General features: G+C 47.3%; 10 protein-coding genes and 9 pseudogenes. 7 read left to right on the forward strand and 12 right to left on the reverse strand.

The genetic code is table 11. The annotated features are described in order from the left end of the window. The first annotated feature begins 2 nt into the window (after window positions 1-2). Window positions 3-3134, forward strand: coding sequence for a CusA/CzcA family heavy metal efflux RND transporter (locus AC0IWZ_RS24040; RefSeq protein WP_259152793.1), 3132 nt, complete (start codon window positions 3-5; stop codon window positions 3132-3134). Between the two features lie 67 nt (window positions 3135-3201). On the opposite strand, the gene AC0IWZ_RS24045 is transcribed toward AC0IWZ_RS24040, so the two are convergent. Next, the gene (locus AC0IWZ_RS24045) at window positions 3202-3936 is read right to left on the reverse strand and encodes a peptidoglycan DD-metalloendopeptidase family protein (RefSeq protein WP_259152794.1); all 735 of its coding nucleotides are present in this window, start codon (window positions 3934-3936) and stop codon (window positions 3202-3204) included. A gap of 1339 nt (window positions 3937-5275) precedes the next feature. Between AC0IWZ_RS24045 and AC0IWZ_RS24050 the strand changes: the two are divergent. The 3 genes and pseudogenes from AC0IWZ_RS24050 to AC0IWZ_RS24060 form a co-directional block, all read left to right on the forward strand. Beyond that, window positions 5276-5593, forward strand: a pseudogene (locus AC0IWZ_RS24050) (plasmid mobilization relaxase MbeA); the annotation flags it as partial. 172 nt (window positions 5594-5765) lie between these two features. Further along, window positions 5766-5930 carry a transposase gene (locus AC0IWZ_RS24055; RefSeq protein WP_471679144.1) on the forward strand — a complete coding sequence of 55 codons (165 nt, stop codon included), beginning with the start codon at window positions 5766-5768 and terminating at the stop codon, window positions 5928-5930. Continuing rightward, window positions 5897-6183, forward strand: a pseudogene (locus AC0IWZ_RS24060) (IS3 family transposase); the annotation flags it as partial. The gene AC0IWZ_RS24055 and the pseudogene AC0IWZ_RS24060, both read left to right, overlap by 34 nt. A 220-nt stretch (window positions 6184-6403) precedes the next feature. Here AC0IWZ_RS24060 and AC0IWZ_RS24065 read toward each other — a convergent pair. Beyond that, a pseudogene (locus AC0IWZ_RS24065) lies at window positions 6404-6964 on the reverse strand (IS630 family transposase); the annotation flags it as partial. A 519-nt stretch (window positions 6965-7483) separates the two neighbouring features. Here AC0IWZ_RS24065 and AC0IWZ_RS24070 point away from each other — a divergent pair. After that, on the forward strand, window positions 7484-8452 hold the full coding sequence (locus AC0IWZ_RS24070; protein WP_471679145.1) for a fimbrial protein: 969 nt from the start codon (window positions 7484-7486) through the stop codon (window positions 8450-8452). Here the strand turns inward: AC0IWZ_RS24070 and AC0IWZ_RS24075 are convergent. Next, window positions 8445-8975 (reverse strand): annotated as a pseudogene (locus AC0IWZ_RS24075) (Tn3 family transposase); the annotation flags it as partial. The gene AC0IWZ_RS24070 and the pseudogene AC0IWZ_RS24075 sit on opposite strands and share 8 nt — an antisense overlap. A 126-nt stretch (window positions 8976-9101) precedes the next feature. On the opposite strand from AC0IWZ_RS24075, the gene AC0IWZ_RS24080 reads away from it, so the two are divergent. Continuing rightward, window positions 9102-9350, forward strand: a complete 249-nt coding sequence (locus AC0IWZ_RS24080; protein ID WP_471679146.1) for a hypothetical protein — start codon at window positions 9102-9104, stop codon at window positions 9348-9350. Between the two features lie 233 nt (window positions 9351-9583). Here AC0IWZ_RS24080 and AC0IWZ_RS24085 read toward each other — a convergent pair whose 3' ends face one another. The 4 genes and pseudogenes from AC0IWZ_RS24085 to AC0IWZ_RS24100 all read right to left on the reverse strand — a co-directional run. Further along, on the reverse strand, window positions 9584-9871 hold the full coding sequence (locus tag AC0IWZ_RS24085; RefSeq protein ID WP_471679147.1) for a type II toxin-antitoxin system RelE family toxin: 288 nt from the start codon (window positions 9869-9871) through the stop codon (window positions 9584-9586). Next, window positions 9868-10119, reverse strand: a complete 252-nt coding sequence (locus AC0IWZ_RS24090) for a type II toxin-antitoxin system Phd/YefM family antitoxin (protein ID WP_471679148.1) — start codon at window positions 10117-10119, stop codon at window positions 9868-9870. Before AC0IWZ_RS24090 ends, AC0IWZ_RS24085 begins: the two co-directional genes overlap by 4 nt. A gap of 337 nt (window positions 10120-10456) precedes the next feature. Beyond that, window positions 10457-10558, reverse strand: a pseudogene (locus AC0IWZ_RS24095) (IS3 family transposase); the annotation flags it as partial. Beyond that, window positions 10548-10964 (reverse strand): annotated as a pseudogene (locus tag AC0IWZ_RS24100) (transposase); the annotation flags it as partial. The pseudogenes AC0IWZ_RS24100 and AC0IWZ_RS24095, both read right to left, overlap by 11 nt. Before the next feature lie 120 nt (window positions 10965-11084). Here AC0IWZ_RS24100 and AC0IWZ_RS24105 point away from each other — a divergent pair. Next, window positions 11085-12130 (forward strand): annotated as a pseudogene (locus AC0IWZ_RS24105) (ISNCY family transposase); the annotation flags it as partial. Here AC0IWZ_RS24105 and AC0IWZ_RS24110 read toward each other — a convergent pair. The 5 genes and pseudogenes from AC0IWZ_RS24110 to ptsJ form a co-directional block, all read right to left on the reverse strand. After that, window positions 12125-12590: pseudogene (locus AC0IWZ_RS24110) on the reverse strand (IS110 family RNA-guided transposase); the annotation flags it as partial. The pseudogenes AC0IWZ_RS24105 and AC0IWZ_RS24110 sit on opposite strands and share 6 nt — an antisense overlap. Before the next feature lie 81 nt (window positions 12591-12671). Further along, window positions 12672-12893, reverse strand: coding sequence for a cytoplasmic protein (locus AC0IWZ_RS24115; RefSeq protein WP_471679149.1), 222 nt, complete (start codon window positions 12891-12893; stop codon window positions 12672-12674). A gap of 15 nt (window positions 12894-12908) precedes the next feature. Next, entirely contained in the window at window positions 12909-13793 is an 885-nt protein-coding gene (locus tag AC0IWZ_RS24120) for a PfkB family carbohydrate kinase (protein WP_471679150.1), read from the reverse strand. Between the two features lie 789 nt (window positions 13794-14582). After that, window positions 14583-15315 (reverse strand): annotated as a pseudogene (locus tag AC0IWZ_RS24125) (glutamine amidotransferase-related protein). A gap of 75 nt (window positions 15316-15390) precedes the next feature. Further along, window positions 15391-16686 carry a MocR-like B6 salvage transcription factor PtsJ gene (gene ptsJ, locus AC0IWZ_RS24130; protein ID WP_471679151.1) on the reverse strand — a complete coding sequence of 432 codons (1296 nt, stop codon included), beginning with the start codon at window positions 16684-16686 and terminating at the stop codon, window positions 15391-15393. Window positions 16687-16985 lie beyond the last annotated feature (299 nt).

Below are 16985 nucleotides of genomic sequence, written 5' to 3' on the forward strand. Positions count from 1 at the left end.
CGATGATTGAATGGATTATCCGGCGCTCCGTCGCTAACCGTTTTCTGGTGATGATGGCCGCCCTGTTCCTGAGCGTCTGGGGCACCTGGACTATCATCAATACGCCAGTTGATGCTTTACCTGACCTCTCTGATGTGCAGGTCATTATTAAAACCAGCTATCCGGGGCAGGCACCACAGCTCGTTGAAAACCAGGTCACTTACCCACTGACAACCACCATGCTTTCCGTACCTGGTGCTAAAACGGTGCGTGGATTTTCTCAGTTTGGTGATTCCTATGTGTACGTTATTTTCGAAGATGGTACCGATCTGTACTGGGCCCGTTCACGCGTCATGGAATACCTGAATCAGGTTAAGTTGCCTGAAGGCGTCAGTAGCGAAATAGGCCCGGATGCGACAGGTGTGGGCTGGATCTTCGAATATGCGTTAGTCGACCACAGCGGCAAGCATGACCTTGCGGAATTACGCTCGCTCCAGGACTGGTTCCTGAAATACGAGCTGAAAACCATTCCCAATGTCGCGGAAGTGGCTTCTGTTGGTGGGGTAGTAAAACAGTACCAGATCCAGATTAACCCGATGAAGCTGGCCCAGTACGGCGTCAGTCTGTCTGACGTAAAGCAAGCGCTGGGATCTTCAAACCAGGAAGCAGGCGGCTCTTCTGTCGAAATGGCTGAAGCTGAATATATGGTGCGAGCCAGCGGCTATCTGCAATCACTTGATGACTTCAACAATATCGTTCTCAAAGCGGGAGCGAACGGTGTACCTGTCTACCTGAAAGATGTCGCCCGCGTTCAAATTGGGCCCGAAATGCGCCGTGGGATTGCAGAGCTCAATGGTGAAGGCGAAGTGGCGGGTGGGGTGGTTATTCTGCGTTCAGGTAAGAATGCGCGAGAAGTGATTTCTGCGGTCAAGGATAAACTTGAAAGCCTGAAAAGCAGCCTGCCGGAAGGTGTGTCAGTGGTGACAACCTATGATCGCAGCCAGCTTATTGACCGGTCAATCGAAAACCTTAGCCACAAACTTCTTGAAGAATTTATTGTGGTCGCGGTGGTCTGCGCTCTGTTCCTCTGGCACCTGCGTTCTGCACTGGTTGCCATCATTTCACTTCCGCTTGGGTTGTGTATTGCATTCATCGTCATGCACTTCCAGGGGATGAATGCCAATATTATGTCGCTGGGAGGCATTGCTATCGCCGTGGGGGCGATGGTGGACGCCGCCATTGTTATGATAGAAAACGCGCACAAGCGGCTTGAAGAATGGGAACATCGTCACCCTGGTGAACAGATAAATAACGAAACGCGCTGGACAGTGATCACTGACGCCTCGGTGGAAGTTGGCCCGGCTCTGTTTATCAGCCTGCTTATCATCACGCTGTCCTTCATTCCTATCTTTACCCTTGAGGGGCAGGAAGGTCGCCTGTTTGGACCACTGGCGTTTACTAAAACCTATGCCATGGCGGGATCTGCGGCGCTGGCGATAATGGTTATTCCTATTCTGATGGGTTTTTGGATCAGAGGAAAAATCCCGGCCGAAACGAGCAACCCACTGAACCGCTTCCTGATAAAAATGTACCACCCGTTGCTGCTTAAAGTTCTTAAATGGCCAAAATTAACGCTGGTTGTGGCTGCCCTGTCCATCTTTACCGTGATATGGCCGTTGAGTAAGGTCGGGGGCGAGTTTCTACCGAATATTAACGAAGGCGATTTGCTGTATATGCCCTCAACGCTTCCCGGTATTTCACCTGCCGAAGCCGCAGCTATGCTGCAAAAGACGGATAAACTGATCAAAACAGTCCCTGAAGTGGCGTCTGTATTCGGGAAAACGGGTAAAGCAGAAACCGCAACAGACTCGGCACCGTTGGAAATGGTGGAAACCACCATTCAGTTGAAACCCCAGGATCAGTGGCGTCCGGGAATGACGCTGGACAAAATCATTGATGAGCTCGATACGACAGTTCGCTTACCAGGGCTCGCCAACCTCTGGGTTCCACCTATCCGCAACCGCATTGATATGTTGTCCACCGGCATTAAAAGTCCCATTGGCATCAAAGTATCAGGCACTGTGCTGGCTGATATCGATGCTACTGCACAGAGTATTGAAGAAGTCGCCAAAACGGTTCCAGGCGTGTTCTCGGCACTGGCGGAGCGTCTGGAGGGCGGACGGTATATCGATGTGAATATCAACAGGGAGAAAGCAGCCCGTTATGGTATGACGGTCGGTGACGTTCAGTTGTTCGTTTCCTCCGCCATTGGTGGGGCAACGATAGGTGAAACCGTGGAAGGCGTTGCCCGGTATCCGATAAATATCCGCTACCCTCAAGGCTACCGCGACGGCCCGGATGCACTCAGACAGCTACCCATACTGACTCCGATGAAGCAGCAAATTACCCTGGGCGATGTGGCAAACGTGAAGATTATCTCTGGCCCAACCATGCTGAAAACAGAGAACGCTCGACCTGCAAGCTGGATTTATATCGACGCGCGCGGGCGCGACATGGTTTCCGTGGTGAATGACCTCAAAAAGGCCATCAGTGAAAAAGTCAAACTGAAGCCCGGTACCAGCGTCTCGTTCTCAGGTCAGTTCGAATTACTGGAGCATGCAAACAAGAAACTGAAGTTGATGGTTCCGATGACCATCATGATTATCTTCGTTTTATTGTACCTGGCGTTCAGACGATTCGATGAGGCGTTGCTGATACTGATGAGTCTGCCATTTGCACTGATTGGCGGGATCTGGTTCCTTTACTGGCAGGGCTTCCATATGTCCGTTGCAACAGGAACAGGGTTTATCGCTCTGGCAGGGGTGGCGGCCGAGTTTGGCGTTGTGATGCTGATGTATTTACGTCATGCCATTGAGGAAGATCCTAAGCTGACTCACCCGGATACATTCACGGCAACTGGGCTCGATGAGGCGCTTTATCACGGGGCGGTACTACGTGTCCGACCTAAAGCGATGACAGTCGCGGTCATTATTGCTGGGTTGCTACCCATACTGTGGGGCACTGGTGCGGGTTCTGAAGTCATGAGTCGCATTGCGGCACCCATGATTGGTGGGATGATCACAGCCCCGCTGTTGTCGATGTTTATTATCCCGGCAGCCTATAAATTAATCTGGTTACGTCGACACAAAGCGTAGTGGGGGCATATACAGGGAACGAAGGTTTCAGCCTCGTTCCCTGTATTATTCGCTATTCACGCGTCAATTAATCCAGATATTGCTCATATTGTTGAACATGGGCATAGACATGTTGCTCTAGTTTTCCCAGCCTCAGTTGAGGTTGGTAGGCTAAAGAATCAATCGGTTTATCATTCATCAGCAGTTCATAATGCAAGTGGGGGCCGGAAGAACGGCCACTGTTTCCGGATAATGCGATGCTGGAACCCTGACCCACAGCTTGATCTTTTTTGACAAGAATTTTATTGAGATGGAGGTAGCGTGTTTTTACCCCGGTATTCCCGGTAACCTCAACGTAATACCCCATCGTCTTGTTGTATTCAGCTTTCGTTACGGTGCCGCTAATGACACTGACGATTTTAGTGTTCATAGGCATAGAATAATCAATGCCGTTATGGGGGCTGGTTTTACCCGAAACGGGATTTACCCGGGCAGGGCTAAAAGAGGAGCTAATACGAGCAGAGGGCGGTTTAGGATAAGTTAAACTGGCGAACTGAGCACTGTCAGACAGCAGATAAAAATTGTTATCAGAAACGCGGTACCCAACAAATTTTTTCTTACCGGTTGAAAGTGTATAAGCGACGACTCGCGATTTTCCTGATTTTTTCCCCACGACAAGGCGCATGGTTTCATTTTTCTTGAGTTTTCGTAAATCAAATGCTCCCGGTATAGATTTTTTCAGTACGGCGACTTCACTCGCTTCCAGGCCGGAACGTGTGGCAGTGGTATAAAATTCATTCTTCACAACATCGGCTGAGTACATTTAATCGTTCGCTGTAAAATAAAATATCTGCGCTATTTTAATGAGAAGGCGATCTACTGTCATCAATCCACTGGACATAAATTTTGGCATCATAAATCCCACCGGCGAAATGCCCGGTCCATGATAATGATGAAAGTCCTGCACCGGAAGATGAAAGCCCGTTTACTGCGTAGCGAGTCTTATACCGCTCCATGTAACTGTCAGGTCTATTCAGCTCATACCTGGTGTAAAATACGCCGCGTGGGGCGCACTCAACCAATAATGTCAATTTCCGTTCTATGGCCTATACACCTTGCGTAAGAAACTTATGAGGAATCATGTTATTTACCTATAAAACAATAAGATATATTGTTAACGTGGTTTTTTACATCATTGGCCCTCGAACCCCATAAAATGAAAGCTGCAAAATAGTCTTACACCCCCTTCTTTTTCCTTTGCCCTGAAACGACCAGGCAAACAACCTGTTGTCTGTGAAAAATCGGTGAACAGTGGGGATAATGCCTTCGCTTACAGTGGCCTTATGGCCACGTCGCTCAGAAAGGGCAGATATAGCTCCCACCATAAATGGCGGGCCCCGTATTCACAATAAACTTTAGTTACAACACACATAGATATACTCAACGTCAAAACCCGACATTTGTCACATCTCACTCCGACCCACCACTGAAAAGCGCCGCCGCCCCAGGCGAAGCCCGGGATGATGTCGCTTTTAATGATGAATGTTGTAACTAGCTTCTTCGTGGCTGTAAGTAGTATCGCTTTTGGTATTGCTTACATGCCCGTAAGCGCCTCACGCCGCTAACGCGGAGATACGCCCGGGCAAAGCCCGGACCACTCCGACGGCACAAACAAGATTCTTCTTCGCGGCCAGTGGGTCTGGTTGGTCAGGGCGAGGGGCTGGATTGGTGGAAACTATCAAAGCAGGGCGGCTACGCCGCGCAACCGGCGCCGTTCAGCAGCAGTGAAACAGGTGACTCCGGCTGGCGCCTCCATGCCGCGTCGCGGCATAAATCGTGTCCCTGTAATGCCTTATATAACATTTGGTTAGTGGTTATATTGCGGTATAATTCATCAGCCGAAACCGGCGGCGCTGCTGATATTTGCCGCCGGTGCGCAGTTTCCTGCGGATTATGCGCGGAAAATGTTTCATCGGTGATTCACTGGGCGTGCCGTGGCTCAGTGCCCCCTCCTGTGTGATGAAGGTGTGGCCGGAGAGAGAGGGGGAACATTCGTCAGGTCACGCCTGCGGATTTTAATGACGACCTGGACCGGTTGCTGGCGGGTCATTGTCGCCTGTAAAGTTTTCACCCGCCGCCATACAGGACTGAAGGGTGCCGGAAATACTGGCGGGGAAATAGCACATGACGGAGCTGGAAAAACAGTTGCTGAGCGCATTAGAGTAGCTACAGCAGGACTACTCGAAAAGGCTGAACGAGTGGGAGAACGCCTTCGTGGAATGGCGGACGATGTCTGGTCTTATGCAACGGGAAAACGCGGCGCTGAGCGAGCGCGTCACGGGTTTGAGCGAGCAGCTGAACCGGTTGTCGAGAGGCTGAACGCGATAGAAGCGCACCGGCAGCAGGAGCGCGCGGTACAGCATCAGAAAGCGCTGGAGCAGGAACGATCACAGCGGCTGCGGAAGTATGACGGTCCGTAGCTATGAGGCCCCTAATCCGGAGCAGGGGGTGATAACAAATTTTTAATATAATAACTTTCATATTTTTGATGAATGGAGTCATGCAGTGAAAAAGTTAATTAGAATTATTTGAATCGCAACGGGTTTAACAGACACCTCAGAGTCATTTAAGATGGTTTAAAGAGAGGTGCCCATGAGCGGTAAGCGTTATCCCGAAGAGTTTAAAATTGAAGCAGTCAAACAGGTTGTTGATCACGGTTATTCTGTTGCCAGCGTTGCAACACGTCTCGATATCACCACCCACAGCCTTTACGCCTGGATAAAGAATACACAAGCCATGAGTGGCAGTCTTTCCTGAAATCACACGGCCTGGAGGGCAGCATGAGCCATCGCGGTAACTGCCATGATAATGCGGTTGCAGAAAGCTTTTTCCAGTTGTTGAAACGCGAACGGATAAAGAAAAAGATCTACGGAACGCGGGAAGAAGCCCGCAGTGATATTTTTGATTACATCGAAATGTTTTATAACAGTAAGCGTCGGCATGGTCTAGCGATCAGATGTCACCGACAGAATATGAAAACCAGTATTATCAACGGCTCGGAAGTGTCTAGATTATCCGTTGCGATTCAGAATGTCAGACGTCGCTTATTCGCAAAATGACTGAATTTTTAAACTGGCAAGTTTAGTAAGGCCATAATCAGTGGTTAGAACAGTGGCCAACTTCCGCTGTTCGCTCAAAGCTGCCTGTCAAAGTGGTCAAGCTCTACCACAGCTCAGAGGTACAAAAAACCACCTTAAAGTACAATAATTTTCGATATCCAAACTGACCCCAAGATGGATATCCACTTCATCTTCATAAAATACCGGATGCTCTGCGCTGCATTCGTCCAGTGCTTTGCGGATTGCCGCCATCTTTTCATTTTTATGCGGGTCACGGATGCGCAATGTAGGCGCGGCTCTACGCCACACAAGCCCCGCTGATGGCAGCCAGCGACGGACGGTTCCGGCGTGTAACCGGCACCCGGTTATCTCATTGATTTTTATTGCCAGAAGTTCGGTGCTCCAGCGTGAACGCTGATAGCCAAAATCAGCGGGAGAGTGCTTTATCAGTTCCCGTAATAAGGTACAGATGTGCTCAAAAGGCCAGCGACGGGAGCGCCCTGCGGGTAAGGATGTCAGGCCTTCAACACCCGACAACGTAAACCAGTTAATCCAGCGTCCAACGGATGAACGGGCGCAACAGAGCGTTCTGGCGACATCGCTGACACGGTCTCCCCGCTGCAACATCAGTATGGCGGTGAGTCTGCGGGCATGATTTTTATCGCGCGTTTTATGGATAGCTTTCTGCATCAGGCGTCGCTCGTCGCGAGGAATGGGTGCTATGATCGGCATTGCTCAGTCCGGTTGGTGATTTGTTTTGATTTGGCGATTGATCAGATCGCACAATCCGGGCTGAGTTCCCTTCAGTGATCTACTATTCCGCGCAGCTATTTAGCTGAAATTGGCTAAGAACGGATATTTTCGGCCGCTTTGGGGGCTAGCAATACAGGCTTTAATTGAGTTAATAATGGCTGCATAGGGTGAGTGGTTATCATTAATATAATAAATATCACAGTGTAAAATTACACTCAAAAACACGTTGAGTATTGTGAGAGACTCTATGAAAATGCCGATGAGTCATCATACCATGTTGAAATAGACGTCACCAATATGAGTTGCCGTCATAAACTCCAACAAATTGACAAAAAAATTCACAAGATTGCAGCATCGGTGACGCTGGACAGATTCATCTTGCTAATTTTCTGAGATTAGAGACCTGCCTGTGAATTAGGTAAGCATGTCGGACCAATAATGCTAGGTTTAAAAAGGATTTATTTATCAATTAGCAGCAACTATAAGCAGAGAATATAAATGAAGGCATCAAAATTAATTTTCAATACAATAATTATTTTTTTTCTGCTATCTAATACCAGCGCTTTCGCTTGTAACTGGTACCCTTCACCGGTTAGTCCATCAACGCAAACGATTAGTTTAGGGAATGCTGTTGTTCAAAGAGATGCCCCGGTCGGTTCAGTTCTACTAAACACATGGGTCCCCTCAGGGAAGGACGCGTCAGCCTCGTTCACAAATTGTCAGGCTGGGGATACGGCTACATGGTTACTCATTGGCGCCGTAGAGGTGAATGGCTTTGCTAATACCTATATGACCGACGTACCTGGCGTGGGCATTAAAATTCAGGCTGGAACTTCAGGTTTTTATTATGGTACTGCTGGGAATGCTCAATCATCATATGTAGAAACCCGAGCAAACCTTGTATGGTCATGGTCAAACTGGGGCAATGGATATACGATTCAATTGATAAAAACAGCCCCTACGAGCAGTGGAGATATAGGTTCGAAGCAAGCTGTTTTTTCTCTGGCAAATTTTGGAGAATTACTTAGGTTAAATATGAGTGGACAGGTAACAACTGTCGCTTGTCAAGTAACCACGCCTAATATACAAGTGACATTAGATGATTTATCTGCAACTGAATTAAATCACATTGGCGCAACAGCGAAAGCTAAAAATTTTGATTTAGGTTTAAATTGTGACTCTGGTGCTAGGGTAAATGTAATGATGTCCGGCACACAAAACACGAATACTAGTGCTGATGGTGTATTGCAATTAACCAATGCAGGTAATCCAGATGTTGCTACGGGCATTGGAATACAAATACTTTATAATAATTCACCTCTTAAGTTAAATAATAGACTGTTGTTAAAAACTTCCGTTGGTGGGCCGGAAACTGTCCCTTTTACTGCACAATATTATCAAACTACCAGTCAAATCTCGGTGGGTTCAGCGAATGCTACAGCAACTCTCACTCTAATTTATCAGTGAAATAATGGATTGCTGACAACGTGTGCTCCCCGGCCGGGGCCGTCTGAAAGTGTAAGTCACGCAACATCGCGGACAGAAAGCGCTTCACCCGTCCATATTGTTCCACCATTTCATCCTGAAAGTGAGTATCCTGCGGGCGCGCCAGCTCATTTACCTTACCGACGGATTCAGCTAGTTTGTCCTTTGGTATGCGGCGAAAAATAGCCTGCCGCAGAACTGCTTCATCGGTGTTCTCATCAAGTAATAACGAGCATGCCCGTGCCAGCAATAGCGCGGCACGATCAAGATCTTTCAGGGTCCTGAGCCGCTTTTTCTGCCCAATATTTTTCGCAGAACGAGTGATATCCAGAATAAGCATATCCAGCACATCCACGGCCTCGTCAAGCGCCGAAATTTCCTGCGCTTTCACAAACGCAGTAAGCACGGCCAGTCGCCGCTCATCAGGCATTCTTGAAATATATTTCACCGAAGCCATTCCGGCATAACGGGCCAAATTCCGCAGCTGGATGGCTGGCAACCCGGAAATCTCAAAAAGTGTGTGGAACTAAAACGGGTGTGCTTACAATTATCACCTACGGTTTTGTCTCAATGTAATACTTTTCTTTTGCATAAAATTAGTAACGACAAAGATCAGGAGCAAGTTCATAAAATGGTACCTGATAATTTGCGAGGATTACTCCGTGAACTACCTTCATTACCATCCCAACATGCAATACTGATGGGCTGGGCATCTGAACTTCCTGTCCTGGTTAAAATGAAAAATTTGACGAAAGAGCAGCAACCTCATTCTGATGACCCTGACTTCTGGGATGTTTGGACAAGAAAGTATACGGATGGGAAATTGGTCGAGAGAACTGTCGATTGGGAAGCTGTTGTAAAGGAATGGCAACAAAAGTGATCTGCAGCAGAAAATGAAAGCGGGAGGGCAGATCGGAATTGAAGGAACTTTATGCCATCAATCTACTTGGTGTTGCGTTCCATTGTACCTCCCCCCCATGACGACTGAAGTGGCTGCAAACGCAGTACCTAACAATCTCAATATAAACAATGAACTAACCTCTTAGCGTGGTTTTTTGCATCATAGCCGTTGGACAGAATTGCCTATGTGTCCAAGGCTGGCGGCAACATTATTTACCTCATTCTTTCGCTTGCCAGATTATAAACCTCACTTCTTTCACGCTTACCTACGGCAACAACAGCGATAATTAATTGGTCGTCAATTACCTGATAGACCAGGCGAAAGCCAGACGCACGTAATTTGATTTTGTAGCTTTCTTTTATCCCCCGCAACTTGGCAGAAGGATTATGTGGGTTTTCACAACATTTTTTCAGTTTCTTTGCAAACTGTTGTTGAATAGCCTTATCCAGTTTCTGCCATTCTTTCAGCGCATCTTCCCTGAATTTGACCACATAGCTCATAGATAGCTGTCCAGGTCTATATCGAGCAGCGACTGGTTGCTGCGTTCGGTTACCAGTTTCACCAGTTCCTGATCATCCAGGGCATCGAGCATTTTTTCGTACAGTTCAGCGGGAACACAATAGAAAGCGGGTTGGTTGCGGTTCAGGATCGCCACCGGATAACCGTCACCGGCACTGACGGTTGCCATCGGGTTTTTTTTCAATTCACTGACGCTGGCGCTTGTATCACTCAAAATGATGTTTGGCATGGGGTGCTCTTAAAGACTGTTTAACAGGTCTTTAAGAGTACCAACTAAAAGACCTGTTAACAAGTCTCCTTTGTTATTAATCTCGCTGGACAGAATTGGCTGTATGTCCAATGTGGTGCGAAAATTAAGAGAGAAGGGTTCCCCGAAGTTTTATTTTGTATCTATCGTAAGATGTGCGGCTTGAGAAGAGGAAAGGGGAGTTGGGCTCAGGTGAGTGTTTTGTGATATTATTTATAAATCAATAGGTTATTTAACATAAGATAGATTATGCGCACCTAAGTTGTCAGGGCAAAGCGTTAGTGTCGTATCTGGAGATGCGGATGTTTTGTTGGACTGGTTATGTTGTAATCCCCAGATGCTGCCGATACTTCACCGGACTCATCGCACCTAATGAGATCTTGATTCGCTTCTCGTTATACCAGCATATGTACCTGTCCAGGAGTTCCACGCCGGTTGCAGAGATCACGGACAGCCTGAGATCTTTCATCCGGAGTGAAGCATTTGTTCGTATTTGAGCGAACGACCAGAGGACGCCGGTTTGGATAAAGCTCTTCAATCCAGCGTTTAAGCAACTCATTGCTGGGATAGCCTTTGGCTCGCCGGGTGAACGCCAGACAACCACCATGCGTCAGGTAATGCTCAACAGCAGCAATTTTCTGTGCATGTGAGTATCGTTGTCTCGATTTTAGTTCTCTCGGTAAGTTGCCAGTTTTTTCATAAATTCGAACCCAGCGACCGAGCTGTTTAATGGACGGATACCCCAATTCTCTGACAACCACAGAGGCTTTTTTACCATACCGATAATAGAGTTCAACAGCCCGAATCCGGTCCTCATATGAATGCATGTATTATCTCCTGAAGGTCCAGGAAAACGTCCGCACTCCCTTTTCCGCTAGTTTATAATGTCACCCTGGATCTGCAACCCAGCCGATCTTCCTGGGGGACTTTCAGTGATGTTGGTGACTATGTCAGGAAAAGAACTTTGCAGACTTCCGGTTATCCAGGCCGTTGTCGAGAAACGCTTACGCCGCCGTGATGCCGCCTCTCAACTTCAACTGACTGAACGTCAGGTGCAGCGACTAATGAACCGCTTTCGTGTTTCTGGTGCAGATGGTTTGACTCACGCCAGACGAGGAAAATCAGGCGCTAATCGACTGGATGATTCACTTCGCTTGCGGATCATGGCGCTGCTACGTGAAAAATACAGCGACTTTGGACCAACACTAGCCGCATAAAAGCTCAGCGAACGCCATAATATTCGCGTCTCAGTGGAAACGCTCAGAAAATGGATGACAGCTGATGGTCTCTGGGTTCCGCACTCGCGGCGTAAACCCCGGGTCTATCAACCCCGTTCCTTGGTGAGCTTGTTCAGATTGATGGCTCTCACCACGACTGGTTTGAAGGCCGTGCATCAAAATGCTGTCTTCTGGTTTACATGGATGACGCCACCGGCCGACTTATGCACCTGCGCTTCTGCGAAACAGAATCTGCCTTCAATTACATGCTGGCCACGCGTGACTATCTTGATAAACATGGAAAACCTGTCGCTTTCTACAGTGACAAACATGCTGTTTTCCGTGTCAGCCAGGCAGAAACCCGCCGCACCGGTACCACCCAGTTTGGCCGTGTCCTTCGTGACCTCAATATTGACCTCATATGTGCCAACAGTTCTCAGGCTAAAGGCCGCATTGAGCGTGCTAACAAGACACTTCAGGACCGTCTAATAAAGGAAATGCGGCTCGAGAACATTACTGGTATTGAAGAAGCAAATGCCTGGCTTGAAACCTTTATTCAGGACTTTAACCGACGCTTTGCTAAAGCACCTCAATACCCTAAAAACCTCCACTGTCCAGTCGATGAATCACAGTCTGAACTGGATGATATTTTTGCCTGGCAGGAACTGCGAACACTCTCTAAATCACTGACTTTTCAGTATGATAAGATGCTCTATCTGGTTGACCAGGCTGAAGAAAATACACGTATTTCCGGTGAGAAAATCATGGATCCCGACCGGAATTACGATGCCATATTCTGCGAGCAGAGAACGAAGCTGGTTAGCCAGCGCGGTTCTCTGTTCAACCATAAGCTGACGGGCGCTTCACAGGGCTTTGATATCCTGTTATTCCGTAGATTTAACAGAGACGAAATGGAGTTCCGGGCGACATGCGGTTTCGCAGATAGCCAGAGCATCGTTGGCATCATTCTTCTGATGGCGAACAAACGCTTTCACATGTTGTGCCGGGATCAGTCGCACTTCATAACCCATATGATTGCAGGGTTCGCCCCCAGAAATGGGAAGTGGAGCAGGCTTCCATCGCAATTAAAGTAGAAGGAGGAAACTGGCGTACAGTATCGAGCAGTTTTTGTCGCGATACTTTTTTGTTCCAGGCAACGGAACCATCGGCCATCCATACGCAGACCTGAAAAACGGATTTAGCGATATCGATACCAACAACTCTGATCGTGTTCATGTGATGCTCCCGGAGTAAGTACCATTCTAAAAGTATGGCACTGGTACTTTAGGAAGGGACGTCCATCGCATCACTACATGTTCACTCATAGAGGGTTTCGCTTATTAGCAGACGCATACCTTCAGGTGTGCTCTCCAGTATTCGTCTCTCCCCACGTGAAACGTATTTTTGAGTGACATAGCCTTCATGCTTTGGGAGCAAATAATCAATAAGCTCAAGCAGCTGTTTTCCATCCTCTCCCTCACCTTCTACCGTACCAGTGAGTTTACCGTGTTTTTGTATTATAAGACGGTGCTTTTTCATCTCAGGATCTCCCTTTTAGAACACTATTCTTAGTTCACCCAACCTTGCATTAGATGCTCGGCTTACGCTCTGTTCTGTATAACGACATCCTCTTTCCGCCGCATCAAAAACGGATAATCCATGAAGCAGCCAAGCGGTAAACTCCGCAGTAAAGAGATCGCCCGTCCCCTTTGGTGCATCCGGATACCAAGCGTGTTCAATGCAATGCGACTGGGTTTCTGTCACACAAAGGGTTCTTAGCGTTGAAGATTCATGGTCAAGAATTGCGCTTGTTACCACAACCCAGCGGGTAATATCGTTGAGCAAGGTTCGTGCGGCCTGGACTATTTCAGCTTCATTGGAAAAACCGCTGACGCCACAAAATGTGGCAAGCTCAAATACATTCGGTGTAAGCCCTGTCGCCTGCGGCGCAAGAAGGTTGCGATAGCTGGAGGGCATAGAGCTATCCACATAAAGCCCTGTATCACTATCCCCCATCACCGGGTCAACTATCACCATGATATCGGGACTGGTTTTACGCATTTGTTTTATCCACTCCGCCGCCGTAACCGCTTTATGCTCAGAATTTATATACCCTAAGATTATCGAACGGACGCGAGTATTCAGTCCCCGATCAGTTATTCCCCGCAAATAGCCATTAAACCATTCGTCGGGGATTTGCCCGCCGTAGCAGGTATCAAAATGCGGCGTGTTACTCAATAACCAGGTCGGAATGGCAAGGACATTGAGGCCATGTCGGTGCAAGGCAGGAACTGCAATACTGTTCCCCACGCTGCCATAGACAATCTGAGATTGGATCGCAATCACATCAACGTGATTATCGTGAAGACTATTCAGGGCATAACCTGATATCGGAAACATTACCATCCTATCTATCCTTTTATTGATCAGATCCTTCACCAGGCCTGCTTGCGTTTTGCAACCTGAAGTGACTGACTAACCTGACCAGCTCGCCTCACGCTGAATTACCGTTGATGAGTATATGGATTAGGTTAATGATGCCATTGTCACGTGTCAATAGTGAATTCAGAAGAGCAGTCTGCCAGAGTTCCCAGAGAACACCACTGACACCAAAACTGGCAACCCGCCTAATTCCAGAATTACAACCTTACAAAAGGGGAAAACATCATGACTCAACCCCCCCCCACAGGCCCCTTCATGGGAGATCACTCACTGGTTTAATACGCCAGAACTGCTTTCTCTTGAGTGCTTACGCGGCAAAATCATCGTCATTGAAGCCTTTCAAATGCTCTACCCTACTGTGTCTTGGCTACTCGCGTTTATCAGATGTTTGACTCTTCACGTGTCGCAGTGATCAGTTTGAACACCATCAGGTAATGATAAAAGAAGCCCTGGAAGTGCTTATTCATGAATACCGCATTCCCTTTGCTATTAGTATAGAAACTCCCGAACCTGAGAATAATGGGTCGCTATGCCATTCAAGGGACGCCTTCATTGATATTGATAGACCATAAAGGAAGGATTCGGCAGCATCATTATGGGTCGGTTTCCGATCTACAACCCGGAGTTGAAATTGCTGAACTGCTTTTTGAAGCTAATTCGGAAAAGACCGAGGTAAACCCTCAATCGGAACAGGCGGTTGACTCGTCGAATAATTGCTCAACGGGGAAATGAGTAATTTAGAAAAGAGATGCAAATTCCTAATAGCAAAGAAGGTCGTATTCTTGATTATTTCATCCGCAATTGAGTTTTATAATGCTCTTCAAGTTTATTCAGAAATGAAAATAGTCTGTCATTCATATCTTGAAAATCATGCAGGCGTAATTGCTCAGCCGTTTCCACGAAGGGATACTGAGATGCGATGTTCAGATCTGCTGTTGAATTCTCAATTAGCATAGCGGCCACTTCCATCGTTAATTCCATATGACATTGAAAACCATAAACCCGGTCAGAATAAGCAACAATCTGCCGCGGGCAGCCTTCGGAATAAGCGATAATTTGTGCCTGATCTGTTAACCCTAGCATATCGTTATGCCAATGCCCAACCTCAACTAGCGATCCAAAATGGGAAAATAAAGGATGAGTTTCCCCGGCAGGGGTAAGGACTATCGGGAATTTGCCAATTTCTTTTTGCGGACTTTGTTGATGATGTGCACCTAATGCCTCACCTATCAATTGCGACCCCAAGTATACCCCTATTACGACTTTACCTTTATTAATAGCATATTAATAGCATCGCGAATAACGCGTTGTTCACCCACTGAGTCAAAATAATGACTCTCGGCTGGTGTAGTTGAAGGACTTTGCTGCCCACCCATTACAATGAGAAAATCAATTAGGTCACAAGACATTCACCCTTATATAGCTGAGTAAAAGTGATATTGTGCCCTTTGGCTTTTGCCCATTATTCATAAGCACTTGGGGCTTCAAAATATTCATGGGCGATAAAATGTATTCGCATTCTTTAACTCCAGCTCGCCTAAAAATAAATTTATTGCTGGATAGGTGAAATATCCACCTATCCAGCAGGGATTTATCACTGAAGATTGATAACATCGGCAATGTCCTGCGCTAAATCAAGAAGCTGCCGCTCATCAAGCATGGATAAAGTAATTCGGATACCGTGAATGGGTCTTTCAATTCCAAAAACCTCACCCTCCCTGACCATCCAACCTCTGTGTGCCAACGTCATCACCACTTTACTGCTCTCACTCGCAAGCGGCAGCCATAAATTAAACCCGTCTATTGCGTCGACAACATCTATACCGTTAGCTAAAAGCGCGGTGTTAAAAATGAGGCGTTTTTGCTGATACCGATTGCGTGCTTTGGCAATAAAATCTGCAAACTGTGGCGATAGCACCGACGCCACGACTAAGTCCTGGATGATATGGCTTATCCAGTTGATTCCTGCCGCAAGTCGCTGCTGAAGAAGGGCTGAGGTGGCTGCGTCGCTGCCCACAAAAGCCAGGCGAATATCGGGCCCCATAATTTTCGACATCGACCGAATTAATGCCCACCGAGGATGATTTTCAGGAATAACATTTTGATATTGTTCAACAGACAACATTGAGAAATGATCGTCCACAATAACCATCACGTGGGAATAGTCCTGCAGAATGCTTTTGATTTCATCAGCTCGTTGGGCGCTGAGTGAACACCCGGTTGGATTATGCGCTCTTGGCGTAATTACAACAGCCTGTGCTCCCCTATCCAGCGCATTGACCAAGGAAGATGGGATCATACCCTGATTATCAATCTCAACGCCTACCAGTTCAAACCCATTTGCATTAATTATCTGAATACTGTTTAAAAAACATGGAGTTTCGACCGCAACCTTATCACCACTAACTAGATAACTCATCAACAAGCGTTCAATAGCATCAACCGCCCCATGGGTTAGACAAAGGGGGAAAAAATGAGGTAGATCCTGAGCAAGCCAGTCGCGGCCCCACTGTTCAAGCCGCGAGTTGATCACCTGTTCCCCATACAAACGGTGCTGTAGGCAGAGGTTTTTCTGTAATTCAGCTAAGTCAGGAAGCAGCTCCGGATCGGGATTTCCTCCAGACGCGTCAATCAACCGTGACACAGGTACACCTTCTGTGACCATACCGAGGTCAAGTTTCTTTATTGACGTTCCGTTTCGCCCACGCGAAATAGCAATTCCAGCGCTGACAAGTTTTTTATAAGCTGAAGCAACTGTATTGCGGTTAATACCCAACTGCTCGGCCAGATCCCGTACAGGCGGCAGCGTATCACCCGGCTGTAACTGGCCGGTTATGGTCTGGTGCCTGACCTGAAAAAAGATTTCGTGCGCTGTTTTACCGCTAATCATGCTTGTTATACACCATAAGATTATTAATTTGTGCCAATAATAAGTGTCTGAATTTGCCTTGTCTATGCGGCTGATAGCGAGAAAGGACGTGTAGCCTGACAGCTAGTCAGTGTTACAACCGGCGAGCCCAAGGGCAAACAAAGCCACTGAGGGCAGAAAGATAGATTTTTGCATTAGTTTGTTTCCATCACTGATTTGCGGCACTTTATCGGAAATACAGAATGCCTGATGGATTTTTTCAGAGCCATGATCGTGTTGGCGATCGAAACGATGCCACTGACACGGCCATACCTCCGCAA

It is taken from the genome of Buttiauxella sp. AC142 (assembly GCF_979253435.1).